Origin of the sequence: Rhizobium laguerreae, assembly GCF_002008165.1 — a bacterium.
GTDB classification, from domain to species: Bacteria; Pseudomonadota; Alphaproteobacteria; order Rhizobiales; family Rhizobiaceae; genus Rhizobium; species Rhizobium laguerreae.
In genome coordinates this window covers 24,874-50,009 of the sequence record NZ_MRDM01000003.1, presented here as the reverse complement: position 1 = coordinate 50,009, position 25,136 = coordinate 24,874, and the positions used below count along the sequence as shown (strand labels likewise).

The following is a 25,136-nucleotide window of genomic DNA, read 5'->3' as shown; positions in this document are numbered from 1 at the left end:
TTTAAGGTGGGTTCTTGATTTTTAGCGCGAAGCGAGACGACGGAGCGCCGAGGCTAGGTTCATCGCGACCGGCTGTTCGACGCGGCGATAAACGCTGCCATCGCGGGTCCGTGTCACCAGGCCGAGTTCGTAGAGTTCACGTCTGAGAAGTGCGTGATCCCCGAACAGGTGCTTTTCCTGAAGCAGCCCGCTCACATCGCGTTCGGACATTGCGACAGATGCTGGCATCTGCGACCATAGGATCCAAAGGACCAGTATCTGATCGGATCGTCTGGAGGGCCAGCGCAGCAGGCTTCGGCTGTCGTCGAAACAACGGACAACCCGCTCGATGTGCTTCTCGTCCACTGCTTCGGGGCGTTTGGAAATAATGTCTTCTTCATCGACCCGTATGATAGCCGAGTTTAGCTCTGCCCTGGCGCGCAGGGCCTGCATGTTTCCATGCCCCGCCGCTTTCGCGACCATGTTGAGCATTTGGAGGTGGGAAGGTAACCCCTGATGCGCGACGAGTTGCGCGCGGAGCGCTTTCGCGAATGTGGAGGTGTCGCTTACCTGGAGCGGAATGAGAGTTCTGGACATGACCTATCCTTCTGTCGCGCCGCTCCTGACGGATCATCGGTGATCGCCCTTCCGACATGGCACGGGATGGGTGTCCATATCTCGATATCAAGCAGGTTTAGCGTGTTCCGGAGAACGGCGATGCCTGGGTGAACTGCGGACCCTTGACGGCTTGATACCATCGGATTTCCGGTCGTTCAAGTCTCAGTCGTTCCTCGGATTTTTGTCTTTCAGACAGAAACATTAACCAGCGCTCGCGTCCGAATGCCCGCTGGTCAAAAGAAGTGGCGTCGGTTCGTATCTGGCGATGACCTTTGAATCCACACAGTTGGCAGGCATTATGATTGGTCTCAATACTTTTGTAGCAAATCGTGATGGGATGTGTCACACAACCATCCACCCCCATCGACAGCATATTGTGTCGAGTGATGTGCGTTGCTTCATCGCTGGCGAGGAACAAGGCGACATCCGGCAGACCGTGCGGCGACGCTTAGTGGTCGGGGTTTGTGTTTGATTGCTGCTCGAGTCCGCCGCTGCTGCAGACCGCCAAATGCGGGGCAAATGGGATGTTTGGAGTTCGCCCCATGACGGATCAGACCTATACGCTTAAGCAATTGGCACAGGGGCATCGACCGATCCGGATAGGCTTCTTCCTGGTGCCGGACTTCCCTCTGATGACCTTTGCGGCAGCGCTCGACTCGTTGCGGCAGGGCAATCGTCTAGCCAAGCGAAAGGCCTTTGAGTGGCTCATCCTGTCGGCGGATGGCGGCCATGTGAAGTCCAGCAGCGGACTGGGCTTCGATGCAGATGCGGCAATCAGCAGGGCGCCGCGCTGCGATATCGTCATCCTCTGCGCAGGCATCAATTATGCCGATGCCTATGATGCCAATGTCTTTGCATGGTTGAGGCGCATCCATTCGGAGGGGTGCGTGCTTGGAGCAGTCAGCACTGCCGTCTTCTTCCTGGCAAAGGCGCGATTGTTGGAAGGGCGACGATGTGCCGTTCATTGGGAGGCGCTTGCAAGCTTTCGCAGCGAGTTTCCGAACTGTCTCGCCACCGACGACATTTTCGCGATCGACGGACGTTTTCTGACCTCGTCGGGCGGAACGGTCACATTGGACATGATGCTTTACCTCATCTCGGCCGTGGAGGGTCGGGAGTTGGCAGCGCTCATTTCGGACCAGTTCAACCACGCGCGGATACGGCGCCAGGACGACGTTCAGAGGATGTCGCCCGAAGATCGTTTCGGCATCCGGAACGCCAAGCTCGCCTTTGTGGTTCGTCGGATGGAAGCCAGCCTCGGCGATCCGGTCGAAATTTCCGATCTCGCCAGCAGCGTGGCGCTTTCGCTTCGGCAGCTCGAGCGGCTGTTTCACGCCAATCTCGGCAAGAGTCCTAGCAATTTCTACATAGAGCTTCGCATGACACGCGCGAAAGAACTGCTGATCTACACGGAGTTGGCGATCGGTGAGATCGCCGAAATCTGCGGTTATCAGTCGGCTTCGCATTTCGGCCGCTCATACCGCACGCGGTTTCGCGAGAACCCTGCCGCGACTCGAAAGGCAGAGCAACGACGAGAGGAGCCATTGTCATGAACTATGTCGAGTCGCGCAGAGAAGATGTCGGATCACCGCATGTCGCGGAGGTCCATCCCGTTTTAACTTGAACGAAGACGGATGGGTGACGGACAAAAGTCCGCTGCGACCGAGCCTGGGGCGAGTGTCTTCCCGGCCGGTCCGACCAACAAAAATTCGGAACAGTTAAAGCGCTAACTAGGAGATGACTACCGTGGACAAGTCTCAGCATTCCTATATCCCGACTCTGGTTGAACAGATGTCGAGCGGCTCGATCGGCCGCCGAGAATTTCTGCGAAAAGCGACGCTTCTTGGTGTTTCGGCCGCAGCCGCATATTCTTTGGCCGGCGTTCCGATGCTGGGCGACGCCGCCCGGGCCGACGAGATGCCGAAGGGCGGAAACCTGCGCATCGGCATGCGTTGCATGGAAATCAAGGATCCGCATCTCGCCGACTTTGCCGAAAAGTCGAACGTCATCCGCCAAGTCTGCGAATATCTGACCCTCACCGATCGCAACAACATTACCCATCCTTATCTACTGGAAAAATGGGAAGTCAGCGACGACCTGAAGACGTGGACCCTGCACGTGCGCAAGGACGTCAAGTGGCGCAAGGGCAGGCCGCTGACGGCCGACGATGTGATCTGGAACCTGAAGCGCGTCTGCGATCCAGCCATCGGCTCGTCGATGCTCGGGCTCTTCACCGGCTATCTCATGCAGGAATACGAAACCGGCGAAAAGGACGAGAAGGGCAATCCCAAGAAGTCGAGCAAGCTCTGGGCCGACAACGCCATCGAGAAGGTCGACGATCACACTGTCCGCCTCAACTGCTCCTCGCCGCAAATTGCCGTGCCCGAGCACCTCTATCACTACCCGATGTTCATCATCGATCCGGAAGAAAATGGCGCCTTCGGTGCGGATGCGAACGGCACGGGTCCCTTCGTTATCACCGAATATGTCGTCGGCAAGGGTGCCAAGTACAAAGCCCGCACCGACTATTGGGGCACTGGCCCCTATCTCGACACGTTCGAATATGTCGACCTCGGCGACAACCCAGGTGCAGGTATCGCGGCCATGGCCTCCAAGCAGGTCGATGGCCTGTCGGAAGCCGATGCCGTTCAGATCAATGCGATGAAAAATTTCCCGCATGTCGCCGTTTATCAGGTCGAGACGACCCAGACGGTCGTCGCCCGCATGCATCCCGATATCGACCAGTTCAAGGACAAACGCGTGCGCCAGGCGATGCGTTATGCGATCGACCGCGATAAGGTCATTCAGACGGCACTTCTCGGTGCCGGTATTCCTGCCGAAGATCATCACGTCGCGCCCTCGCATCCCGAATATGCGGCGTTGCCGAAATACCCCCGCGACATCGAGAAAGCGAAGAAGCTTTTGGCCGACGCCGGCTATCCGGATGGTTTCGAATTCGACATGGTCACGCGTCCCGATCCGATCTGGGAACTGAACACGGCGCAGGTCCTTGCCGAGCAGTTCAAGGACATCGGCGTCAAGATCAACATCAAGTCCCTGCCCAGCGCCCAATATTGGGAAGTCTGGACCACCGCGCCGTTCAGCCTGACTGCCTGGGGCCACCGGCCGCTGGCAATCATGACATTGTCGCTTGCCTATCGTTCGAATGCCGCCTGGAACGAGTCCAATTATTCCAACGCGGATTTCGACAAGCTGCTGACCGAAGCCGAGGGCATCCTCGATCCGAAGGAACGCAGCAAGGTCATGGCGAAGATCGAGGCGATCATGCAGGATGACGGGCCGATCGTTCAGCCCTTCTGGCGCGTCTTCTCGACCGTCATGGACAAGAAGGTCAAGGGCTTCGAGCTCCATCCTTCTCAATACATCTTCGCGCATCAATACGCGATCTCGGCGTAACCTCCCGGCTGGCGCCTGGCCGCGTTCGCGCGGTCGGGTGCTGGGCTCGGACATTCGGATTCCTCCGGCTATGGCGAATTTCTTCCTCAAGCGCTTGGCGATGATGGTCGTGACGATGCTCTGTGCTTCGTTTCTCGTCTTCGCCGTCTGCGAGTTCACTCCCGGCAGCGTGGCGCGCAAATCGCTCGGTCCTTTCGCTACCCAGCAGCAGGTGGACCTGCTGTCGCAGAAACTGAAGGCCAATGATCCGCTGCTGGTACGCTACGGCCGCTGGCTCGGTGTGCTCGTCGGCGCAATTCCCGATCCGCTTCAGGATCCGACCACCGGGTTAAACTTCAAGGATCCGCGCGGCGCCCAGTACTTCGGCAACTTCGGCTACTCCACCCTGAACAAGCTGCCCGTCAACGATGTCATCTGGGATCGTCTCGGCAATACCTCGATCCTCGCCGGGCTGGCGTTCTTGCTGATCGTCCCGCTGTCGATCGTTTTCGGCATCCTGTCGGGGTTGAAAGAGGGTGGCGTGCTCGACCGGACGCTATCGGTCATCTGTATCACCTTCACGTCTATTCCGGAGTTCGCGTCAGGCGTCTTCCTGGTGACGCTTTTCGTGATCCTCTGGCCGATCCTGCCAGGCACCAGTCCGCTCAACAGCGATGGCGGCTGGGCTGTGCCGTATCAGTTCGTCCTGCCCGTCGCGGTGCTCGTCATCTATGACTTCGGCTATGTGGCCCGCATGATCCGGGTCTCGATGATCGGCGTCATGGAGCGGCCCTATATCCGCACCGCAATCCTGAAGGGCATGAGCACGCGCCGCATGGTTCTCGGCCACGCGTTGCGGAATGCGATGATCGCGCCGTTCACCGTGCTCCTGCTGCAAATTAACTTCCTGATCAGCGGCGTCGTCGTCACCGAGCTCGTCTTTGCCTATCCGGGCTTCGGCCGCCTGATCCTCGATGCAAGTCTGTTCGGCGATATCGCAACGCTCGAGGCCGCTACATTGATCACCGTCGCCATCGCCGTTGTCACGCAGCTGCTTGGCGACCTTGGCTACATGCTGCTCGATCCGCGCATCCGGGTGAGGTAAATCATGGCTGTTCGAGGCAATATCAGTGGAGTGATCGCCGCACCGCCAAAGCGTGCTGCAAGGCCCAACTGGATGCGCATCTTTCATTCGCGCACGGCCGTCGTCGGGCTGTGCCTTGTTCTCTTCTGGGTACTTGCAGCCCTTCTTGCGCCCGTCCTGCCGCTACCGTCGCCGACGGATTCCGATGTCATGGCGATGAGCAACCCCTATCCTTCCGCTGCCCACTGGCTGGGAACCGATATTCTCGGTCGTGATATGCTGTCGCGGTTGATCTTCGGCGCCCGCACCGTGCTCTCCGTTGCGCCGCTGTCGGTGGCGGTTGCCATGATCGTCGGCGTCACGATGGGGATGATTGCAGGCTATTATGGCGGCTGGGTCGACGTGGTGATCAGCCGCTTCTCGGACATCATCCTGGCCTTTCCGGTTCTCGTTATCTACGTCATCCTGATCGCCAATATCGGACCGTCGGTCCTGAACATCGTCATCGCGACGATGATCGCCTCGGCGCCGGGCATCGGTCGCATAACGCGCGGCCTGGTGCTGGGTCTGAAGCAGCAGGAATATGTCGCGGCAGCAAAGCTGCGTGCGGAAAGCACGCTCTACATCATGATCGTCGAACTGCTGCCGAACTGCCGCAGCCTGCTGATCGTCGATGCCTGTCTGCGCATCGGCTACACGATCATCACCATCGGCATCCTCGGTTTCCTCGGCCTCGGTTTGCCGCCACCGAACCCGGACTGGGGTGGCATGGTCAAGGAAAGTGTCACTGTACTGAACGTCTGGCCACACATGTCGCTTATCCCGTCTGCCGCGCTCGTCAGCCTGGTCCTCGGCTTCAACCTGCTCGCCGACGGCATGCGGGAGGCATGGAAACCATGAACATCATCGCGTCCAGTCTTCAAGGAGCGGCCATGTCCATCACGCCAATGACCGATCGCGAACCCGTTCTCGACATTCGGAACCTGCGCATCGAGTTTCGCGGCAGGAGCGAAACGGTGGTTGCGATCCCCGATCTCTCGTTCAAGGTCATGCCCGGCGAAAGCTACGGCCTCGTCGGTGAATCGGGCTGCGGCAAGAGCACGACGGCCATGGCGATCATGGGTTATCTCGGCGCGACCGGCGTTGTTGCCGGCGGCAGCATCCGCTTCAACGGCAAGCAACTGGTCGATGCCTCCCCCAAGGAACTGCGTTCCATCCGCGGGCGGCAGATTGCGATGGTCTACCAGGATCCGATGAGTGCGCTCAATCCGGTGAAGACGATCGGTGCGCAGCTTGCCGAAGTCCCCCTGCTTCACATGGGCGCCAGCAAGAAAGACGCGATGGCCATGGCGGAAGCGATGCTTGCCGACGTCCGCTTGCCGGACCCTGGTGACATGATGAAGCGATATCCGCATCAGCTCTCCGGTGGGCAGCAACAGCGCGTGGTCATCGCCATGGCATTGCTTGCCAAACCGTCGCTGTTGCTGCTCGATGAACCGACAACCGGCCTCGATGTGACTGTCGAGGCTGCGGTCATCGATCTGATCGCCGAATTGCGCCAACGCTATTCGACCAGCCTGCTGTTCATCTCGCACAATCTCGGTTTGATCGCGGAAAGCTGCGATCGTCTCGGCATCATGTATTCCGGCCAGATGGTAGAAGAGGGAACGACATCAGAAGTATTCCGCCGGCCGAAACATCCGTATACGCGCGGCCTTATCGATTGCATTCCCGACATTACCGGCGATAAGCGCAGCCGCACGCTCGCTGCCATCCCGGGCTCGATCCCGCTGCCGCAGGAACGGCCGCAGGGCTGTCTGTTCGGGCCGCGCTGTTCGAGATTTGTCTCCGGCCTCTGCGACCGTCCGGACCTTGCTCTGGAGCCGGCGGCGGAAGAGCATCTGGTGCGCTGCGTCCGCTGGCCCGAAATTTCGGCAGGAGAAGCGACGGTTGCTCCGGTCGAGATACAGATGATTGCAAGATCGACGGCGATAACATTGTCTGATGTGAACCGTCTCTACCCCGTCGGCCGCCGGAAGACCGTCAAGGCAAACGAAGCGATCAGTTTCGAAGCGGCAACAGCCGAGATCGTGGCGCTGGTCGGCGAGTCGGGCTGCGGAAAATCCACGCTGGCGCGCATCGTGACGGGTCTCGACAAGGCGACGTCGGGCGAAATCCGCATGGCTGGCGAGAACATCGCCGAACTGCAGGCCAGCGAACGTCCACGCGCGCTGTTGCAACAGATCCAGATGATCTTTCAAAATCCGGATAGTACGCTCAATCCCTCGCATTCGGCCGCTTTTTCCATTCGTCGTTCGATCAAGAAATTCGGTATCCGCAAGGGAAAGGCGGAGATCGAACAGCGCGTCCGCGAGCTCCTGGAAATGGTGCGTCTATCTCCAGCCGTCGCGGACAGAAAGCCGAACCAGCTGTCCGGCGGTCAGAAGCAGCGTATCGCCATCGCACGCGCCTTTGCGGCCGAACCTTCGCTCATCGTCGCTGACGAACCTGTCTCGGCACTCGACGTTTCGGTGCAGGCCGCGGTCGTGACGCTTCTTCTCGATATTCAACGGGAAAAGCATGCCACGATGCTGTTCATCAGCCACGACCTGGCGCTGGTTCGTCACGTGGCAGACAAGGTTGTGGTCATGTATCTCGGCAAGATCATGGAGCAGGGGACCGTCGAGGAAGTCTTCGGTGAGGGTGCGCATCCCTATACCGAAGCACTTCTCTCGGCGATCCGCAGCCCGCACCCGGATGAAGCGCCGCGCGAGCGTATTCGCCTGTCCGGCGAAACACCGAGCGCGGTCAACGTACCCGCCGGCTGCCGTTTTGCGACGCGGTGCCATCGCAAGCTCGGCAGCATCTGCGACACCGCTCCGCCCCCACTGCGCAAGATGTCCGATACGCACGAGATTCTCTGCCACATCGATCAGGCAGAGCTGGCCGCCCGGCCTTCCGTCCTTGCTTTCGCCGAAAAGGCATAATGATGCGCGATCCCGATCGGATTGGTGACTTCTGGCGGAAAGCCGCAGGGCTTCGTGCAATCCTGCATGTCATGGCGAGCATCTGCATCGTCGCGACTGGCAATTCTCTTCTGACGACCACGGTTTCTCTGCACCTTAGTGACCCCGCAATCGATCCCCACATCGTCCAGTTGTTGCTGACGGCGTTTCCCGTAGGCTTCCTTGCCGGCTGCCTCTCAGCTCGTGTCATGGTTGTCCGCTTGGGACATGAACGGACTTTCCTGGCCGTCGCATTGCTCGCTGCTTTCGGCGCCTGCGGCTACATGCTGACGCAAGCCGCTCCGGTCTGGTTCTGCCTGCGTCTGATAAACGGTTTTTCCATCGCAACGCTGTTCGTCGTGTCCGAAAGCTGGATCAATCTCTACGCTGACCAGAAGAACCGCGGAGCTTATTTCTCGCTCTATATGCTGATGACGTCGCTGGCGACCCTGTTTGCGCAATTGCTTGTCGAAGCGGCCGGAGCGGACTCTCCCCATCTCTTTCAGATCGTGCTCGGCGTCATCCTTCTTGGACTGATCTACGCCCGCTTTATCGGTGGACCCTGGCCCACCTTGCGCCTGCCGCTGGCAGTAGCGGTCGAGGCCGGCAACGCCCACTCCGGGCATCGCTATGGCATCTGGCGGCTCGTCGCTCTCGCACCGGTGGCTGTCGTCTGCGTCTTTCAAGCGGGCATGACGAATATGAATGTCTATACGATGACGCCGATCTATGCGGAGCGGGTGCACCTCGACGCGGCGGTGGCGGTGACACTGGTAACCGCTTTCAGCCTGGGCGGCATGCTCGCTCAGGCGCCGGTCGGATGGTTGTCGGATCGTATGGACCGGCGCGTTCTACTTCTCGTTCAGGGATTGGCGGGAGCAGGACTGTGCGCAGGAATCGCCTGGCCCGGAAGCTATCCGCAGATGCTTCTCTACGGTCTGTTTTTCGCCTATGGCGCAATTGCGCTGACGATTTATCCGGTCGGTATCGCTTACGCTAACTCACAGCTCGATAGCCGCCATATGGTCTCGGCATCGGGTAGCCTGCTGCTCCTTTATTCGATCGGCAACATCATGACACCTGGGCTCGCCGCCCAGCTGATGGAGCTGTTTGCACCGCAGGCACTCTTCCTTCTGCTCGGGAGCGGCGCGTTCCTGGTTGCTGTCGCTGCCTGCTTCAATCTCTTTCGCCGTCCGATCGGCGCCACCAAATCTTGCCTTGTTTCGGGAGGAAGCGAATGACGCCCGCCAAGCCTTATGACCTCGTGATCCGTCGTGGCCGTGTGGTACTGCCGGATGCGACTAGGCAGATCGATATCGGCGTTCGCGACGGCGCGATTGCGGCGCTCGGGCCGGATCTGCCCGAGGGGAAACATGAAGTCGTGGCTGAGGGGCGTATCGTGCTGCCCGGCGGCGTCGATAGCCATTGCCACATGGATCAGCAGCCCTGGGACGGGAAGGCGACAGCGGACGATTTCAACACCGGCACGCTGTCGGCGATGTGCGGCGGCACGACAACTGTCGTGCCTTTCGCCATGCAGATGCGTGGCCAGTCGCTACGCGACATCGTCGAGGATTATCACGAGCGCGCCCGTTCGAAAGCGCGTATCGACTATGGTTTTCACCTGATCGTCGGCGATCCATCAGCCGAAGTGTTGCGCGGCGAGATCCCTCAGCTGATTGCCGAGGGCTGCACCTCGATCAAGATCTACCTCACCTATGACGGGCTGAAGCTCGACGATTATGAGGTGTTGAATGTGCTCGACCTTGCGCGTGCTCAAGGCGCGATGGTCATGGTTCACGCGGAAAACGATGCCTGCATTCGCTGGTTGACCGAAAAGTTCATCGCCTCGCGCAAGACTGAGCTGCGCTATCACGAAAAGGCGCATTCCGCGATCGGCGACCGTGAAGCGACCTTCCGGGCGATCAGCCTTTCGGAGCTGATCGAGACGCCGATTCTCGTCAGCCATGTCGCTGCGGGCGGCGCCGTCGAAGAAATCCGCCGCGCCAAGGCGCGGGGGCTTCCGATCTACGCCGAAACCTGCCCCCAATATCTTTTCCTTTCGGCCGAAGATATCGACACCCATGATCTCTCAGGCTCCAAATGCGTCTGCACGCCGCCGCCACGCGACAAGTCGAACCAGCCGGCAATCTGGGCCGGTATCCTGGACGGCACGCTGGAGGTTTTTTCTTCGGACCATTCGCCGTGGCACTATGCGGATAAGATAGCGGGCGGGCCGGGGACACCGTTCCACCGTATTCCTAACGGTATTCCCGGTATCGAGACACGGCTCGCCTTGCTCTTTTCTGCTGGCGTGAACGGCGGCCTGATCTCGCTGCAGAAATTCGCTGACCTGACCGCCGGCGCCCCGGCGCGGCTGTTCGGTCTTCATCCGCGCAAGGGCAGGATTGCCGTAGGCGCAGACGCCGATATCGCGATCTGGGATCCGGATCGCAGCATGACGATCACCAATTCGCTCCTGCATCACGCGACTGACTACACGCCTTATGAAGGACAGGTCGTCAAGGGCTGGCCCATCATGACGATCTCGCGGGGCGATATCGTCTGGGACGACGGAAGAATCATGGCCGAGCCCGGGCGCGGCCAGTTCATCGCCCGACAGCGACCATTCCCACCGCAGCAAGGTCTTTCGAAGGTCCTCGCATCATGACCGCATCGATGTCACGTCTTGACGGCAAGGTGGTCTTTCTGACGGGCGCTGCGAGCGGTATCGGCGCGGCAATTGCGCGCCGCTGCATCGATGAAAGCGCTTCGGTGATCTGTGCGGATCAATCGCCGGAGGGCGTCTTGGCGCTCGCGCAATCCCTTGGCCCCCGTGCTTTCGGCATCCAGTGCGATGTGACCGACAATATTTCGGTCGGTCGCGCGGTTGGGACCGGTACCAGACATTTCGGTCGACTCGACGGTCTTGTGCACAATGCCGCGGCACCTTCGATGGACGGCACGGTCATCGATCTTGCTGAAAAGCAATGGCGACTGGAAATTGATGTCATCCTGACGGGTGCCTTTCTAGTCGGCAAGCATGCGCTTCCGGCGATGATCGAAGGCGGCGGCGGATCCGTCGTCTTCATCGCATCGCAGTTCGCGCATGTGGCGACCGCCAAGGCCGTCGCCTATTGCGCGGCAAAGGCCGGGCTCGTGCATCTCGCCAGGGCCATGGCGGTCGATCACGCCGGCGATGGTATCCGCGTCAACAGCCTGTCGCCTGGTGCCGTGGCGACGCCGAGATTGCTGCAGCGGTGGCCGGACCTCGAGGCGGCCAATGCCGGGCTCGGGCCTGCGCATTTGCTCGGCCGTATCGCCAAGCCTGATGAAATCGCTGCCGCCGCCGCCTTCCTCTTGTCGTCGGATGCATCGTTCGTCACCGGAACCGACCTCCTGGCCGACGGCGGCTACGTTACCCGCTGATACCTGCGTTGAAGATCTTTTGGATGGATTTGAAATGACCCTTCTTGTCACCGGGGGAACCGGCTTCGTCATGAGCGTCCTTGCACGGGAATGGCTCGAACGCGATGCCAAGGCGCGTGTCGTCATTCTCGATCGCGCCGGCCTTGATGCGATGGCGGAGCGCTATTTTGCACCGGTCCGCGATCGACTGACCGTGATCACGGCCGACATTTGCGAGCCCGCCCAATGGGAAGCGACACTCGACGACCACGATATCCGCTACGTGGTCCACGGCGCCACCGTCACCCCCATCTCGCGCGGCAGTGCCGCCGAGGCAAAGCGCCAACCCGAAGCCGAAGATCCCGCCAGGATCGTCGATGTCAATTTCATGGGCACCGTGCACATTCTCGAATGGCTGAGAAAGCGTCCGGGCTTTCAACGCCTCGTCTTCGTCAGTTCGGGCTCGGTCTACCGTCATCACGGGCCGGACTGGACGGGCGAACCGCTTCCCGAAGACGGCTATGTTGCACCGCTGACACTCTATGGCATCTCCAAATTTGCAGCGGAGATGGTGGTCAACCGCTACGCTGATCTTTTCGGCCTGTCGGCGGCCTCCGTCCGGCTTGCATCGGTTTATGGGCCGATGGATCGGGTCACCGGCAGCCGTAATTTCCGGCATGTTCCGAACCGCGTCGCCCATATGGCGCTTGCAGGGGAGACCGTGCGACCGAATAGCCTGGAACCTGTTGGCGACTATGTCACTTCCACGGATGTGGCCGGCGCAATCATTGCGCTGCTTCTCGCAGAGCGCCTCCGTTATCGGCACTACAATATCGGCAGTGGCGGGACTTCGACCATCGGCGACATCATCGGCTGGGCAAAGGAGCGCGCGCCTTCCCTTCAGGTCGAAGTGAGCCCTGCGGAAACCGCCAACGTCATCCAGGACATTTCACTGAAGGACGGCATGTGGGGAGCCTACGACATCGCCCGGATCACGCGAGACACGGGCTGGCAGCCACGCAGCGCCAGGCAGTCGTTCCACGACTACATGGATTGGATGGTCGAGAACGAAAATCAGAGCGAGGGAAAGTGATGAGCGCTGGTGCAAAAGATCAATTGCGCGATTTTGTCGGCTATGGCCCGAACCCCCCGGTCATCTCCTGGCCAGGTGGGGTCAAGCTGGCGATCAACCTCGTGCTGAACTACGAGGAGGGCGCGGAGTATTCCTGGCTCGAGGACGGACGAAACGATAATTGGGGCGAGTACAATATTCCCAACAGCCCGCCGCTGCGCGACCTCGGCACCGAGACCCATTTCGAATACGGCAGTCGCGCCGGCATCTGGCGCCTGGCTCGCATGTTCGACCGTTACGATATTCCGGTAACGATCTCGGCCTGCGCCGTTGCGCTGGAGAAGAACCCGGCTGTCGTCGATTGGATGAGTGCCCGCGGCCACGATCTGCTCGGCCACGGGCTGCGCTGGAGCGAATATTCCGGCATGCCGCGCGATGAGGAGGAGCGGCAGCTTCACGAAGCACTGGCCCTTTATGAGAAATTGACCGGCACAAGGCCGATGGGTTGGAATTGCCGATCCTTTCCAAGCGTCAACACCCGTGACCTGATCGTCAGGGAAGGCGGCTTCCTCTATTATTCGGACCCCTGCAACGACGATCTTCCGTATTTCCTCGATCACGAGGGTACGAAGCTTCTCGTCGTGCCCTATTCGAAGACGCTGAACGACAGCCGCTATCTGATCGCGCCCGGCTACAGCAATCCGCGCGATTTTGCCGAGGATTGCCGATCGGCGATCGACTACATGATCGGCGAAGCCGACGAGACAGGCGGGCGTATGCTGACGATCGGCGTGCATGCCCGCTGGATGGGCCAGCCTAATCGCGCCTCGGGGCTGCGTGACGTGATCGAGCACGTCAAGAAGAGCCCAGGTGCAGCCTTCATGCGGCGCGAAGATATCGCCCGTTACTGGATCGATCATCATGGCTGACGGCACGCATGCACTGCCGGACGGCCATTTGCCCGCCGAGGCGAAAACTATGAGCGGCGCCGAATATATTGCCGGGGTCCTGAAGGAGGAAGGCGTCAAGCAGATCATTGGCTTCCCAGCAAGCGAGCTTTTCGATGCCTCAGCGGCGCTCGACATTCCGCCGCTGATTGCGCGGACGCAGCGTGTCGCCGTCAATATCGCAGAGGGCTATGCCCGGGCGACGGCCGGCAGGGAGCTTGCCGTTGTCACTGTGCAATATGGCCCGGGAGCCGAAAGTGCATTTGCCGGCATTGCCCAGGCTTTCAACGACCGCGTACCGATGCTGTTCCTGCCGACCGGCTACCCGCGCGGATCAGAAGCCATCGCCCCGAATTTCGAATCTCGCCGCAACTTTCGGCACATTACCAAATGGTGTGAGGCGGCAATGCAGGTCAATGATCTGCCCAAGCTCATGCATGCGGCGATATCGCGTGTCAGGAATGGGCCGCCGGCGCCGGTCCTGCTCGAATTGCCTGTCGATCTGCTGGCCGAGAGGCTTGATGCTCTGCCGGCGGATCATCGCCGACCGCGCCGCAGCGTACCGCAGGCCGGTGATCGTGAGGTGGTCGATCTGGCCGAAAGCCTGCTGGCCGCCAAAAATCCAGTCATTCTCGCGGGGCAGGGAGTGCTGTCAGCCTCGGCGACGCCGGAACTGATCGAGCTTGCCGAACTCTTGAACATTCCCGTCATGACGACACCGAACGGCAAGAGCGCTTTTCCGGAAGACCATCCGCTTGCTCTCGGAACAGCCGGGCGTGCCCGACCCGCGACCGTCGACCATTTTCTAGCAAAGGCCGACGTGGTGTTCGCGCTCGGCAGCAGCCTGACGCGCTCTTACTACATCCTGCCGGTTCCCGAAGATAAAACCATCCTCCATGTCACGCTCGACGATGCGGATCTCGGCAAGGACTATGCGATTGCCCAGGGTGTGGTCGCAGACGCCGCCTCGGTCCTGAAACAGATGATCGCACTCATCCGTCGCGATCACCTGCCTCTCGGCGAACGTCAGCAGCCGGCGGCGGAGATCGCTGCCGTTCGCGCGGCTTTCATGGAAAAATGGATGCCGCTCCTGACATCGGACAGCACGCCGATCTCACCTTACCGTGTCGTCTGGGAGATCATGCAGGCGATCGATCCGAAGACCTCGATCGTCACACACGACGCCGGCAATCCGCGCGACCAGTTCTGCCCATTTTATGTGGCAAGCACACCCGGCGGCTACATCGGTTGGGGAAAGACCACCCAACTCGGAAGCGGCCTAGGCTTTGCGATGGGGGCCAGGCTTGCTCGCCCCGATGCGACCGTCGTCAATCTGATGGGAGAGTCCGCGTTCGGAATGGTCGGCATCGACTTCGAAACCGCGGTCCGCTGCAATCTGCCTGTCTTGACCATCGTGCTGCGCAACAACGTGCTCGGCGGCTACGCGAAAAGTATGCCGATCGCCACCACGAAGTACGGCGCGAATCGGGTAACAGGCAGTTACGCACCGATCGCGGAAGCTCTCGGTGGTTACGCGGAATGCGTCGCGGACCCGGAAATGCTGCGCCCCGCGTTGCTACGTGCCCTCGACAAGGTCAAGGCCGGGCAGGCGGCCCTTGTCGAGGTCGTCACGCACGAAGAGCCGCGGCTCGCGGGTCTATGGTAGGGGAGGCGGAGGCGACTATGTTCGACACGCTGATCACCGGCGGCATGGTCGTCAACGCAAGCGGTCAACTTCCTGCGGATATCGGCATTCTCGACGGACGCGTCGCGGCCCTCCTTGCGCCTGGCGAGCCCGCCATGGCACGCGGCTTCATCAATGCGAGCGGCAAAAAGGTGCTGCCCGGCCTGGTCGATGCGCATGTTCATCTGCGCGAACCGGGAATGACGCAGAAGGAGGATTTCGAAAGCGGCACACACGCAGCGGCGCTCGGCGGCGTGACGACCATCCTCGATATGCCGACGGACGATCCCTGGACGGCGACAGCCCAGCAATTGTCGGCCAAGATGGCGAGTGCCGCCGGGCGGCTGAATGTCGATGTCGGCTTTCAGGCCGTGGTTTCGAAAAACTGCGACAGGTTGGATGACCTGCTCGCCCTCTCGCCGGTGTCTCTTGAACTGTTCACCGCCGACGTGCCTGTCGACTATCGGTTCGATAGTCTGGACGCAGTCACTGAGATGCTGCGCCGGCTGGTGGGTACCGGCGCGGTGATAGGTGTTTCCCCCGGCGACCAGTCGATCCTCGAGGGAGCCGGCGTGCGGGAGCGCAGTGTTGGCGTTCCGGCATTTCTGGCCAGCAGACCGCCGCTCGCCGAGGCCGGCGGTATCGCACGCGCCGTACTGGCGGCGGCTGAGACCGGAGCGCGCGTGCATGTGCGTCAAATCAATTCGAGGCTCGGCGTCGAGACCTGGCGCCGTCTTCAGAGCATGGCTGATGTCACCGTCGAAACGACACCGCAGAACCTGTTCTTCACATCCGAAGACTACGAGACGGAAGGTGCCCGGCTGAAGGGATCGCCTCCGTTTCGCGGCCGCGACGATGTCGCGGCCTTGCGCCTGGCGGTCTCTGAGGGCCTGATTACAATCATGGCGACGGATCATGCGCCGCACAGCCCGGCCGAAAAGTCGGCAGTCTATGGATCTTTCGCAGATATTCCCGGGGGGATGCCGGGTCTTCAGACATTGCTCTCGGTGATGCTGGACCTTGTGGCGGAGGAGGTATTAGGGCTTCCGGATCTCGTGCGGATCTGCGCCTACAATCCCGCCCATCGCTTCGGACTTGGACGTTCGAAAGGCTCCATTGCCGTCGGCAGAGATGCCGACATTCTAATTGTCGATATGGACGGATCGGTTGTCATCACCAATACCGAGCAGGCCTCCCGTGCCGCCTATTCACCCTATCACGGCAGGCGCACGGCCGGCCGGTTGACCGACGTCTTCCTGCGCGGCGCACGCATCGTCAAAGACGGAACGCTCATTACTCCCAGTCGCGGCCAGGTCGTCCGCGGGGCTACATAAAGGAACGCCGATGCCTTTGCTCGATCAGAAAATTGCCATTGTCACCGGCGCGAGCTCCGGCCTCGGCCGTGCGATCGCGCTTCGCTACGTCGAAGAGGGCGCGACCGTCGTGATCGCCGACGTCTTGGAGGCTCCGATCGAGGGGGGTGAAACGACGCTTTCCTGCATCGTTGCGGCAGGCGGGAGGGGCATGTTCGTAAGGACCGACATCTCCAACTGGGCTGACGTCGATGCGCTGGTCTCACAAGCGGTGAAAGAGTTCGGTCGGCTCGACATCATGGTCAACAATGCCGCGATCTACACCTCGACCAATCTCCTCGAAACCTCGCCCCAACAATGGGACAGGGTGATGGCAGTCAATGTCACGGGCTTCTTTTATTGCTGCAAGCGAGCCGCGCAGCAATTTCTGGCGCAGGAGCCGGCCGGAGAAACGCGTGGCCGCATCATCAACATTTCATCGCAGCACGGCATGGTCGCTTGCCCTGGTGATTTCCCATACGGCGTCAGCAAGGGTGCAGTCGTGCAAATGACCCGGCAAATTGCCGTCGACCATGCTGCGACAGGTATCGTTTGCAATGCGATCGCCCCCGGCAAGATCGTCACCGGCAAACCGGGTGTCGCCAACGATCCCGACGCTCTCGATTATTCGCGCCGTCGCACCCCTTGGCCGCGGCTCGGCGAGCCACACGATGTCGCGAGTGCTGCGCTTTTCCTCGCCAGCGACATGGCGAGCTACATGACCGGCGTTAACCTGATGGTCGATGGCGGCTGGATGGCGGGCTGATGATCACAGCGTATGAAGATCGCCAATAACGGAAAGGAAACGGACCATGGATCTCGGATTGAAAGGCAAGACTGCCCTGGTATTGGGCGCCGGCGGCGGGCTTGGCGGGGCAATTGCTAAAACGCTCGCCGTCGAAGGCGCGCGGATCGCGGTTGCAGATATCAACAGGGAAGCAGCGGAAAAAACGGTTGCCGATATCCGCACGGCTGGCGGCTCAGCGATGGCGCTTCAATGGGACCTTGCCGAGCTCGGTGTGATCGAGCCCAATCTTGCCACCATCGAAAAGCAGCTCGGTTCGGTTGACGTGCTCGTGAACATTACCGGTGGCCCGCCGCCGACGCTGGTGTCCGGTCAGAGCGCAGAAACCTGGCGCAAATATTTCGACAGCATGGTGCTGTCTGTCATCGCCATCAGCGATGCCGTCCTTCCCAAGATGCGCGAAAAAAGTTGGGGCCGCATCATCACCTCGACGTCGTCGGGGGTTGTGGCGCCCATCCCTAACCTCGGACTTTCGAATTCGCTGCGCATGTCGCTTCTCGGCTGGTCGAAAACCTTGGCGGGTGAGGTCGGTCGTGATGGCGTGACCGTCAATATCGTCTTGCCAGGTCGTGTCGCCACGCAGCGTATCGCTTTCCTAGACGATCAGAAGGCGAAGCGCGAAGGGAAGGCCGTCGAGGAAGTTTCAGCGGCAAGCACTGCATCGATCCCCGTCGGGCGCTACGGCGAACCGCAGGAATATGCCGACGTTGTCGCGTTCATGGCAAGCAGCCGCGCCTCCTATCTGACCGGATCGGTGATCCGCGTGGACGGGGGTCTAATCTCGAGCGTGTGATTGCGCCCTGCCTTCAATTTCTATGGAGAGCATGGCCTTTGACTGAAATTTCGACTGCCTTAACTGCGAGAAGAAGCCATCGGTTGGCGAGCGATGTTTGCTATGGCTTTAACTCGCAGCTATGGGCGGAGCCATCGAATTTCCGATGGACAGGCGCGGCATGCTAACAGTGTCAGGTAGGGCAGTCTTTTCCGGGCCGAGGTCTCGACTCGGTCTAAACGACAATCGGCGGAATCTTCGCGATGGTTTCTATGTCCTGTAAAACCGTAATAAGACGCGGCTTGATGGCGACATTCGCGAACGCCGGGCGCAAACTCGTCTCCGACAGATCGGACAACCCGAGTGCCGTACGAGCCCAGCCCAGCACCTCGTCCGCGCGGATTTAGCGCAACTCGCTTCCGCCCTCGAAAAAACTTTCGCCAGCGGCGAGATCGACTTTGCGTCGCGTCTGGCCGAAGCGAAGGATCGAACTGACATTACGCGAGGCCGTGAGCCTAATCGTCAGCGGTTCGCCATCCTCCCAGTCAAGGTCGAGCAGCATGCCGCCGCGGAGGCGCAAGCCACGGATCCTGCCGCCCGGCCATGCCGTCGGCAACGCAGGGAGTAAATGGATTTCCCCCGGGCGGGACTGCACGAGCATCTCCACGATGCCTGCTGCACCGCCGAAATTTCCGTCGATCTGAAAGGGCGGATGAGCGTCGAAGAGGTTTTTATAGCTTCGTTCCGGCGTTAGAAGCAGTTTCAGTACGTTGTGGGCATGGTTGCCATCACGCAGCCGCGCCCAAAGGTTGATGCGCCAGCCGATGCCCCACCCCGTCGCGTCGTCCCCGCGGATCTCCAGTGAACGACGCGCGGCGGCGGCGAGGTCGGGCGTTCTGTCCATGTCGATCTGCCAGCTCGGATAAAGGCCGTAGAGATGCGAGACATGGCGGTGATGCATCTCCGGCGCCTGCATGTCCCAGTCTTCGAGCCATTCCTGCAACTGGCCATTCGCGCCGATCCTGTCGGGCGCTAGGCGCGGCAGCACACGATCGATGTCGGCGACAAGATCGGGCTCTCCACCGATTGATAGTGCGAGAGGGCGCAGGAGACCCAAAAAATCGCGGATGAGCTGGCTATCCATCGCCGGACCGGCGCAAATCGAAGCTCCGTACGGGTGGACGTTTTCGGGTGAAAGCGACGGGTTCGTCACCAGATAGTTGGTGCCGGGAAACGGGACAAGCACGTCGAAGAGGAAGTGTGCCGCCTCCCGGGCGATCGGAAACAGTCGACGTCGCATGGCTTCGGCGTCATCAAGATAGTCGCAAGCGTCCAGCAGCTGCGCCATCAACCAGATACCGCCGGTTGGCCAGAGTCCCCATTTGGCGCCGTCGATCGGTCCCGTTGCGCGCCAGAGATCGGTATTGTGATGCATGACCCAGCCGCGGGCGCGATAGTGTACATGTGCCGTCGCCTTGCCGGTCTCGGCAAGCTCTTCGGCCATTGCGACGAGCGGCTCGAGGCACTCGCGCAGATTGGCCGGCGCCGGCAGCCAATAGTTCATCTGGAGATTGATGTTGGCTGTGTATTTGCTGCCCCAGGGCGGCTCCGTTTCCGCGTTCCAGATGCCCTGCAGATTGGCCGGTTGCGTCCCGGGACGCGACGAGGCGATCATCAGATAGCGGCCGAACTGCACATAAAGCGCCGCCAGCGCCGGATCATCGCCACCAGCGAATCCAGCGATACGTTGGTCGGTTGGAAGCGACGCTGCAGGCGCCGATCCGAGATCGATGGCGAATGCGCCAAATAGCCGCCGATGCTCTTCGATATGGTCGTCGCGCAACGATACGAAGTCGCGCGAAGCGGCTCTTTCGATCCTATCGACGATATCGCGGTCGGGATGTCCCAACACGTCGTCGTAGCGCCTGAAGCTCGTCGCCGCATCGAGAAAGATTAGAACCTCGTCAGCGCCTTCTACCGACAGGCCTCCCCCCGAAGCGTTGACCGTTCCACCGCTGTTGATAAGCCGGATGCCAAAGGCGAACCGGAGAGCGGCGGCAATGCCGGATTCTGCTTTGCCCTTGCCCGAAAAGCTCAGCTGGGATCCCTGGCCGATGCGCATCTCTCCCTGCTGTGGACTGTCGATGGAGATCCGGCAGCTGATCGCGCGTTTCCTGTCAGCCGAGAGGCGTAGGACCAGCACACCATCGACCGGCGACACGAAGGCTTCGCGCAGGTAGGCGATGCCGTCGGCAGTGTAGGACGAGGTAGCGATGGCGGTATCGAGATCGAGCGCACGCCGATACCCCGAGACGCTCTCGCGGTGATCGAATTCGAGGTGGAGATCGCCGATCGGCTGGTAGGACATCTGCTTGATCGGCCGTGCCATCAGATGTTTCTCGGCCAGCGTCTCGGCGTCCGCATAGCGGCCGTCGAAAATCAGCTGCCGCACGGTTTCCAGATGATCAATAGCGTCTGGATTGACGGGCTGATAGGGACCGCCGGCCCAGAAGGTGGATTCGTTGATCTGCAGGTGTTCGCGCAGGGGATCGCCGAAGACCATGGCGCCGAGCCGGCCGTTGCCGAGCGGCAGCGCGTCGGTCCACAGCTGTGCGGGCGTATCGTACCAGAGAAGATGAGCGGTCATGCTACGCCGCCGGAAGAGTGTTTTCCGGGCGCGAACCGCGGATGCGCTCGCCGTCCCCACCGAAGAGCAAGGCCCTTCGTGCGGGGAAGCCGGCAGTGACGATTTCGCCGGGGCGGCGGATGGTCTCGGAGCGGTCCTCGATGATCACGGCCTGCCCGGAATTCAGCGTGCCATAGATGAAACGGGTGCCGCCGAGATTTTCTACGACGTCGACCTTGAGCTCGATCGCACCGCCGGTCTCGTCGCGTCCAGTAAAGTGCTCGGGCCGAATGCCTGCCTTGATCGGAATGTCGCCTGCGCCGTGCAAGAGAGCGGTCCTGAAGACAGCGCCGCAATCGAGCCTAACCACGCCGTTGGGCTCGAGCGTGCCATCCAGGAAATTCATGCGCGGCGAGCCGATGAAACCGGCGACGAAGAGGTTGTCGGGGTCGGCATAAAGCGTATCGGGCGTCCCTGTCTGCTCGATCTTGCCGGCGCGCATGACGACGATCTTGTCGGCGAGTGTCATCGCCTCGGTCTGGTCATGGGTGACGTAGATCATCGTGGCGCCGATGCGCCGATGCAGCTTGGCGATCTCGACACGCATGGAGACGCGGAGCTCGGCATCCAGGTTCGACAGCGGTTCGTCGAACAGAAAGACAGCCGGATTGCGCACGATCGCCCGGCCGATCGCGACCCGCTGGCGCTGGCCGCCCGAGAGCTGAGCAGGCTTGCGCTTGAGCAGCGGTTCGATTTGCAAGGTTTCGGCCGCAGCGGCGACGCTCCTGTCGATATCGGCCTTGCTCATGCCGGCCATGCGCAGCGAGAAGCCGATATTCTGCTCGACCGTCATATGCGGATAGAGGGCATAGTTCTGGAAGACCATGGCGACGCCGCGCTCGATCGGATCGGCCTCGTTCATGCGCCGCCCATCAATCTTGAGATCGCCAGCGGTGATCTTTTCAAGGCCGGCGATCATCCGCAGCAGCGTCGATTTCCCGCAGCCGGAAGGTCCGACAAAGACAGTGAAGGAGCCGTCATCAACGCTTAGATTGAGCCCTTCGATCGCTTCGAAACTGCCATAGGACTTGTCGATATCGTGTAATTCTACGCTGGCCAAAGCTTCCTCCCTTTAACCGCTTGGCAGGCAGAACGCGTCAGGTGATCCGTCGCGTCGAGCCCCGCAAAATGATGTCGCATTCAAGAACGATGCTGCGGGTCGCTCCTCCTGATGGTTCCGTCAGGCGTTCCACGAGAATGTCGGTGATGGTCTCGGCAATGCTGGCGACTGGCTGGGCGACGGCCGTAATGCCGGCCTCATAGAGGCGGAAGATCGCCACATCGTCGAAGCTCGCAAGCGAAATGTCCTCGGGCACGTGCCGGCCATTCTCCTTCAGCCAGCTTAACGCCCCAACCGCCATGCCGTAGTTGGCGGAGAAAATCGCAGTCGGCGGGTTCTCCAGCGACATCAGCCGCTTGGTCGCCTCATAGCCGCCGTCCATCCGCCAGTTGCCGCGCGCTGCAAGCGTCGGATCGATCGTAACTTCCCTGTCGCGCAGCGCCTGTTCATAACCCGCCAAACGCTCGATGCCCGATGAGTTACGCGGATCACCGGTCAGGATGCCGATGCGGCTATGGCCGAGGTCGATTAAATGGCTGACGATGCGGTGGCTTGCGCGGTGGTTCTCGACCATGACGCGGTCGGCGGCCAGCCCGCGGACGTCGTTATTGTAAAAGATGATCGGAATGTCATGATGGATCAGGTCGTCGACGCGATCATAGACCTCAGCCGTGCCGTCCATGACCAGTGCATCGACGCGTTGCGCGGCAAAGAAATCGAGAGCCTCGGCGACCACGCGCGGATCGCCGCCGTGACAGTAGGTCAAGAGCGCTCGTCCGGTCTGACGCACGGAATTGGCCAGATGTTCCAACATCCGAGCATGGAATTCGTCGAAGGTCGGCACCAGGAAGCCGATCATATGGGTAAGGTCGGTACGGATCGAGGCCGCTGCGGCATTGCGCCGGTAGCCCAGATCCTGGATTGCGCGCTCGATCTGTTCGCGGTTCGACCGGCGGATCGTCTGGCCGTTAAGATAACGGGACACGGTGCCGACAGCGACGTCCGCCACCCTGGCAACGTCGATAATCGTGGCTCCGCGTCTCTTTCCGGCCGTCTGGTCCGTCTGTCGCATGTCGAGCGGGCTCCTGCACTCATTGAGGGGAAATAGCGCCAGGGGAAGCGCTTTTCCGTCATATAGCCCAGCGCTCTGCCGCCCACCAGCGTTGCGGGCGGCAAGAGCAATGTCCGACGGTTCCCCCACCTCGACCCGCATCAGACGCCTTCGAACACCACGGCGCTGTGGATATGCAGGCGCGGCACCGTGATTCTGATGGCGCCGTCTGCGCCGGCTTCCCAGGCCAGATCCTCTCCGGTCATGGCATCGAAAACGCGACTCGGTTTTGCCGGCAACCGCACGCTGGCGTTTACCGGGCCGATCGCCGGGATGTCCTCGATCATTTCCATCACCCGTGTCGAGCCGTCATCGCCACGAACGTCCTTGCCGCGGATCTGCGGCGGTCCGTAGAGAAGATGCAGGATGTGGCGATTGTGCCCAATCTGCCGGGTCAGCGTTGCCCGGCCGGATGAGGGAAGATCGGTAACCATCGCCGGATCGGGAACGAGACGGTCGAGAAGCCCGCGAACAACATATTTATAGAGCGGCTGGCCGATGGCCCGGTAAAGCCGAAAGATAGGGTAGGCAATATAGGCGGCGCCCCCATGCTCGGTCACGGCAGCGCCAAGCATATCAGCGGCTGTATCGTCCGGAGCATGCTGGTGCGAGCAGAAGTGTTTGTAAGACCGGTTGAAGTAGGAGGGGTAGATAGCGGCCAGCACCGCTGCGCCGACCGCGCGGACGGTTTCGGCTTCATCGTAGAAAACGAAGGCGGTTTCCGGCATGGACGGATCAAGGTCCTTGCCTGCCTTCACATAGCTCGGTCTGGACGCGACCGGTGTCGGCTGCCGCTCGATGCCGAAATCGATAGCAAATGCACCATCTTCGCCGATGCCCGAATGCCAGGAGGCGATGATCTTGCCGCCACCGCCGAGGTAGGCTTTCAGCCGCGCCGCAAGGACAGCATCGACCGGGATTTCATCCGGCAGGATCAGCAGTCGGTACGCCTCGAAACGAGCGGAACTGTCGAGCACATCGAAGGGCCGCTTCAGCTCCTGCAGCATCTGTGCGGCGCCATCATCGCTCGGGTGATTGCGCGCACCCTTAGGGTTCATATGCTCGGCCGACAATATGGCGATCTCGGAGATCTGCTTGGCGCCATCCAGAAACGGCTCCAGCTTTTCGACGCGGCGATAGGCCGGCGCGATCGAGGCATAGGTATCAGGATTGATGGCGCCGTTCGGATGCAGCTGGTCGCCGACCAGGCACTTCGATCCGAGCGCGATCATTTGAGCACATTCATATTCCAGCGCGTCGGGGTGCTTGAATCCGCCGAACTCGCCCCACGACGTGTGGAACTTGCCTGTGTGAGCCACAAAGTCCATGCCGAGCGTTGCCGCGTAGCGCGCGCTGGACGGAAAGTGATCATAACCCCAACCGCCCGTCGGCAGGCTTTCGAGCTCGAGATGAGAATAGGTGGAAAAGCGCTTCGGGCCCTGCTTGTGGATATGCCCGCAATTGTAGAAGACGCGGAGATTGGGGAACTCCTCAAACAGCGCCTCGCTCGTTTCGCGGCGGAACTGTTCGTTGACGGCCTCGTCGTTTTTCAGCCGGTCCGCCGGGTTTTCCGGATCGAGACCCTCGCACTGCATGCGCTCGATGCAAGCCGGGCAGACGCAATCCGGCGTGAGGATGATATCGAAGAACAGACCCTGCGTGGGGTAGCCTTGCGCGACTTCGCGCGCCTGATCGAGAATGTATTTCCGAAGGCCGGCATGGTTGAGGCAGAGCGTATGCCACGCGGGGCTCAGCTGCTTGCCGGCCGAAGGGTCGTCCGGACGGTCGTGATGGTATTGGTTCGACGCGGTCATGGCGCGCCATTCGGGATGTTCGCGCGCCGACAGCTCGTCCCACTGTACCGATATATAGATCGGGCTTTCGATATCGGTCGCCGACAGGGCCTTCACCATGTCGCCGAGAAGGTCCGGGCGGGACAGCTGCGGATGGGGCTTGCCGACCTTGGTCGGATAGTAGGACCAGCCGTGATGGCACTTGGCGAAGATCGTGATCGAGTCGACATGCGCCGCCTTCAGTGTTGAAACGAAGATATCCGGATCGAAGTCGGCGCCGATGCCGGGAATATGTTCCGACGTGTGGAAGTCGAGATGGATCTGGCGGTAGCGCAACGGCTTGTTTGTGGTGTTCGGCATGGTC

The 25,136-nt window shown here is 60.8% G+C and carries 20 protein-coding genes; 14 read left to right on the top strand and 6 right to left on the bottom strand.

The genetic code is table 11. The features are described 5' to 3' along the window. Nucleotides 1-21: 21 nt before the first annotated feature. Nucleotides 22-576, bottom strand: a complete 555-nt coding sequence (locus BS630_RS03765) for a DUF2087 domain-containing protein (RefSeq protein WP_077976338.1) — start codon at nt 574-576, stop codon at nt 22-24. 97 nt (nt 577-673) lie between these two features. Further along, on the bottom strand, nt 674-1,015 hold the full coding sequence (locus BS630_RS36275; protein WP_143529387.1) for a hypothetical protein: 342 nt from the start codon (nt 1,013-1,015) through the stop codon (nt 674-676). Nucleotides 1,016-1,139: 124 nt separating this feature from the next. On the opposite strand from BS630_RS36275, the gene BS630_RS03760 reads away from it, so the two are divergent. The 14 genes from BS630_RS03760 to BS630_RS03695 all read left to right on the top strand — a co-directional run bounded on the left by BS630_RS03760 (nt 1,140) and on the right by BS630_RS03695 (nt 18,143). Further along, nucleotides 1,140-2,150: a GlxA family transcriptional regulator gene (locus tag BS630_RS03760; protein WP_077976337.1), complete on the top strand. Its 1,011-nt coding sequence runs from the start codon at nt 1,140-1,142 to the stop codon at nt 2,148-2,150. 184 nt (nt 2,151-2,334) lie between these two features. Continuing rightward, the gene (locus BS630_RS03755; protein ID WP_210283465.1) at nt 2,335-4,014 is read left to right on the top strand and encodes an ABC transporter substrate-binding protein; all 1,680 of its coding nucleotides are present in this window, start codon (nt 2,335-2,337) and stop codon (nt 4,012-4,014) included. Nucleotides 4,015-4,084: 70 nt separating this feature from the next. Next, nucleotides 4,085-5,098 (top strand): ABC transporter permease, encoded by a 1,014-nt coding sequence (locus tag BS630_RS03750; protein ID WP_077976335.1) that lies wholly within the window; start codon nt 4,085-4,087, stop codon nt 5,096-5,098. A 3-nt stretch (nt 5,099-5,101) separates the two neighbouring features. Continuing rightward, a complete protein-coding gene (locus BS630_RS03745; protein WP_077976334.1) occupies nt 5,102-5,977 on the top strand; it encodes an ABC transporter permease in 876 nt (291 codons plus the stop codon). Nucleotides 5,978-6,009: 32 nt separating this feature from the next. Then, nucleotides 6,010-8,064, top strand: coding sequence for a dipeptide ABC transporter ATP-binding protein (locus tag BS630_RS03740; protein ID WP_245310383.1), 2,055 nt, complete (start codon nt 6,010-6,012; stop codon nt 8,062-8,064). Beyond that, nucleotides 8,064-9,323 carry an MFS transporter gene (locus tag BS630_RS03735; protein ID WP_077976332.1) on the top strand — a complete coding sequence of 420 codons (1,260 nt, stop codon included), beginning with the start codon at nt 8,064-8,066 and terminating at the stop codon, nt 9,321-9,323. The genes BS630_RS03740 and BS630_RS03735 overlap by 1 nt, the downstream gene beginning before the upstream one ends. Then, complete coding sequence (gene hydA, locus BS630_RS03730; protein WP_077976331.1) at nt 9,320-10,753, top strand: dihydropyrimidinase; 1,434 nt, start codon at nt 9,320-9,322, stop codon at nt 10,751-10,753. Before BS630_RS03735 ends, hydA begins: the two co-directional genes overlap by 4 nt. Then, entirely contained in the window at nt 10,750-11,511 is a 762-nt protein-coding gene (locus tag BS630_RS03725) for an SDR family NAD(P)-dependent oxidoreductase (protein ID WP_077976330.1), read from the top strand. The genes hydA and BS630_RS03725 overlap by 4 nt, the downstream gene beginning before the upstream one ends. A 34-nt stretch (nt 11,512-11,545) precedes the next feature. After that, complete coding sequence (locus BS630_RS03720; RefSeq protein ID WP_077976329.1) at nt 11,546-12,583, top strand: NAD-dependent epimerase/dehydratase family protein; 1,038 nt, start codon at nt 11,546-11,548, stop codon at nt 12,581-12,583. Beyond that, nucleotides 12,583-13,491 carry an allantoinase PuuE gene (locus BS630_RS03715; protein ID WP_077976328.1) on the top strand — a complete coding sequence of 303 codons (909 nt, stop codon included), beginning with the start codon at nt 12,583-12,585 and terminating at the stop codon, nt 13,489-13,491. Before BS630_RS03720 ends, BS630_RS03715 begins: the two co-directional genes overlap by 1 nt. After that, entirely contained in the window at nt 13,484-15,175 is a 1,692-nt protein-coding gene (locus tag BS630_RS03710; protein ID WP_077976327.1) for a thiamine pyrophosphate-requiring protein, read from the top strand. The genes BS630_RS03715 and BS630_RS03710 overlap by 8 nt, the downstream gene beginning before the upstream one ends. A gap of 17 nt (nt 15,176-15,192) precedes the next feature. Then, nucleotides 15,193-16,527 carry a dihydroorotase gene (locus tag BS630_RS03705; protein WP_077976326.1) on the top strand — a complete coding sequence of 445 codons (1,335 nt, stop codon included), beginning with the start codon at nt 15,193-15,195 and terminating at the stop codon, nt 16,525-16,527. Between the two features lie 10 nt (nt 16,528-16,537). Beyond that, nucleotides 16,538-17,311 (top strand): SDR family NAD(P)-dependent oxidoreductase, encoded by a 774-nt coding sequence (locus tag BS630_RS03700; protein ID WP_077976325.1) that lies wholly within the window; start codon nt 16,538-16,540, stop codon nt 17,309-17,311. Nucleotides 17,312-17,357: 46 nt separating this feature from the next. Beyond that, a complete protein-coding gene (locus tag BS630_RS03695; RefSeq protein ID WP_077976324.1) occupies nt 17,358-18,143 on the top strand; it encodes an SDR family oxidoreductase in 786 nt (261 codons plus the stop codon). A gap of 382 nt (nt 18,144-18,525) precedes the next feature. Here BS630_RS03695 and BS630_RS03690 read toward each other — a convergent pair whose 3' ends face one another. From BS630_RS03690 to BS630_RS03675, 4 genes are all read right to left on the bottom strand, one after another. Beyond that, the gene (locus BS630_RS03690) at nt 18,526-20,769 is read right to left on the bottom strand and encodes a glycoside hydrolase family 95 protein (RefSeq protein ID WP_077976323.1); all 2,244 of its coding nucleotides are present in this window, start codon (nt 20,767-20,769) and stop codon (nt 18,526-18,528) included. A 1-nt stretch (nt 20,770) separates the two neighbouring features. Then, complete coding sequence (locus tag BS630_RS03685; RefSeq protein ID WP_077976322.1) at nt 20,771-21,868, bottom strand: ABC transporter ATP-binding protein; 1,098 nt, start codon at nt 21,866-21,868, stop codon at nt 20,771-20,773. Between the two features lie 37 nt (nt 21,869-21,905). Then, entirely contained in the window at nt 21,906-22,940 is a 1,035-nt protein-coding gene (locus tag BS630_RS03680) for a LacI family DNA-binding transcriptional regulator (protein WP_077976321.1), read from the bottom strand. A 140-nt stretch (nt 22,941-23,080) separates the two neighbouring features. Next, nucleotides 23,081-25,132 carry an alpha-L-fucosidase gene (locus tag BS630_RS03675; protein WP_077976320.1) on the bottom strand — a complete coding sequence of 684 codons (2,052 nt, stop codon included), beginning with the start codon at nt 25,130-25,132 and terminating at the stop codon, nt 23,081-23,083. Nucleotides 25,133-25,136 lie beyond the last annotated feature (4 nt).

What these genes read in the sequence shown, in the direction of transcription:
- BS630_RS03765 (WP_077976338.1), bottom strand. Translation starts at nt 576, where the DNA reads ATGTCCAGAACTCTCATTCCGCTCCAGGTAAGCGACACCTCCACATTC.
- BS630_RS03760 (WP_077976337.1), top strand. Translation starts at nt 1,140, where the DNA reads ATGACGGATCAGACCTATACGCTTAAGCAATTGGCACAGGGGCATCGA.
- BS630_RS03755 (WP_210283465.1), top strand. Translation starts at nt 2,335, where the DNA reads ATGACTACCGTGGACAAGTCTCAGCATTCCTATATCCCGACTCTGGTT.
- BS630_RS03750 (WP_077976335.1), top strand. Translation starts at nt 4,085, where the DNA reads ATGGCGAATTTCTTCCTCAAGCGCTTGGCGATGATGGTCGTGACGATG.
- BS630_RS03745 (WP_077976334.1), top strand. Translation starts at nt 5,102, where the DNA reads ATGGCTGTTCGAGGCAATATCAGTGGAGTGATCGCCGCACCGCCAAAG.
- BS630_RS03740 (WP_245310383.1), top strand. Translation starts at nt 6,010, where the DNA reads ATGTCCATCACGCCAATGACCGATCGCGAACCCGTTCTCGACATTCGG.
- BS630_RS03735 (WP_077976332.1), top strand. Translation starts at nt 8,064, where the DNA reads ATGATGCGCGATCCCGATCGGATTGGTGACTTCTGGCGGAAAGCCGCA.
- hydA (WP_077976331.1), top strand. Translation starts at nt 9,320, where the DNA reads ATGACGCCCGCCAAGCCTTATGACCTCGTGATCCGTCGTGGCCGTGTG.
- BS630_RS03725 (WP_077976330.1), top strand. Translation starts at nt 10,750, where the DNA reads ATGACCGCATCGATGTCACGTCTTGACGGCAAGGTGGTCTTTCTGACG.
- BS630_RS03720 (WP_077976329.1), top strand. Translation starts at nt 11,546, where the DNA reads ATGACCCTTCTTGTCACCGGGGGAACCGGCTTCGTCATGAGCGTCCTT.
- BS630_RS03715 (WP_077976328.1), top strand. Translation starts at nt 12,583, where the DNA reads ATGAGCGCTGGTGCAAAAGATCAATTGCGCGATTTTGTCGGCTATGGC.
- BS630_RS03710 (WP_077976327.1), top strand. Translation starts at nt 13,484, where the DNA reads ATGGCTGACGGCACGCATGCACTGCCGGACGGCCATTTGCCCGCCGAG.
- BS630_RS03705 (WP_077976326.1), top strand. Translation starts at nt 15,193, where the DNA reads ATGTTCGACACGCTGATCACCGGCGGCATGGTCGTCAACGCAAGCGGT.
- BS630_RS03700 (WP_077976325.1), top strand. Translation starts at nt 16,538, where the DNA reads ATGCCTTTGCTCGATCAGAAAATTGCCATTGTCACCGGCGCGAGCTCC.
- BS630_RS03695 (WP_077976324.1), top strand. Translation starts at nt 17,358, where the DNA reads ATGGATCTCGGATTGAAAGGCAAGACTGCCCTGGTATTGGGCGCCGGC.
- BS630_RS03690 (WP_077976323.1), bottom strand. Translation starts at nt 20,769, where the DNA reads ATGACCGCTCATCTTCTCTGGTACGATACGCCCGCACAGCTGTGGACC.
- BS630_RS03680 (WP_077976321.1), bottom strand. Translation starts at nt 22,940, where the DNA reads ATGCGACAGACGGACCAGACGGCCGGAAAGAGACGCGGAGCCACGATT.
- BS630_RS03675 (WP_077976320.1), bottom strand. Translation starts at nt 25,132, where the DNA reads ATGCCGAACACCACAAACAAGCCGTTGCGCTACCGCCAGATCCATCTC.